The sequence below is a fragment of the Vibrio sp. Y176 genome (assembly GCF_033438945.1).
The window spans coordinates 1-582 of record NZ_JAWOQS010000861.1; the positions used below are offsets into that span (position 1 = coordinate 1).

Genomic DNA, 582 nt, shown 5'->3' on the forward strand with positions numbered 1-582 from the left:
CATCATCGGCGTAATGTGTTCCCAAGTCACACTTAGCCAACCGCCGGTTATCCACGCCATGGTCGACAAAATCACGGCTGTGCAGCCCATCCGCCAACGACTGTAAGAAAAGGCACCCAGATGCTGCGCAGGAATAACCGAAATCAGGCTGGAAACCGCCCATAAAAAGGCAGCGCACAGAGCAAGCCATTCGTAACCCATGATTGATAGACGTCCTTGTTGAATAGGGTTGAGGGCTCTTAATATGCATGAAATGCCACGAGCAATGCCATCATTTTTTTATTTATTATTGGGAAGTTAAAGGGCTAGATAACATCAATAAAAAAGCAGCTCTGGGAGCTGCTTTTTCGGGGCGGTTTACACTTTAAAGCGACTGATGTTTTCTCGCATGGTGTTCGCTGTGTTGAACATTCTGCGTGCGCCTTCACTGCTTTTCAGTGATTGCTCAGCAATGACATCTGCATCGTCTTTGATGCCTTGAGTATTGCGGCTGATGTCTTCACTCACCGCTCGCTGTTCTTCTGCTGCGCTCGCAATCTGCATCGCCATATCATTAATCTCAGTGATAGAGTTGGTGATGCT

General features: G+C 47.6%; 2 pseudogenes. Both read right to left on the reverse strand.

Annotation, left to right across the window (positions count from 1 at the left end):
* Positions 1-201, reverse strand: a pseudogene (locus tag R7O13_RS29080) (EamA family transporter); the annotation flags it as partial.
* A gap of 156 nt (positions 202-357) precedes the next feature.
* Positions 358-582: pseudogene (locus tag R7O13_RS29085) on the reverse strand (methyl-accepting chemotaxis protein); the annotation flags it as partial.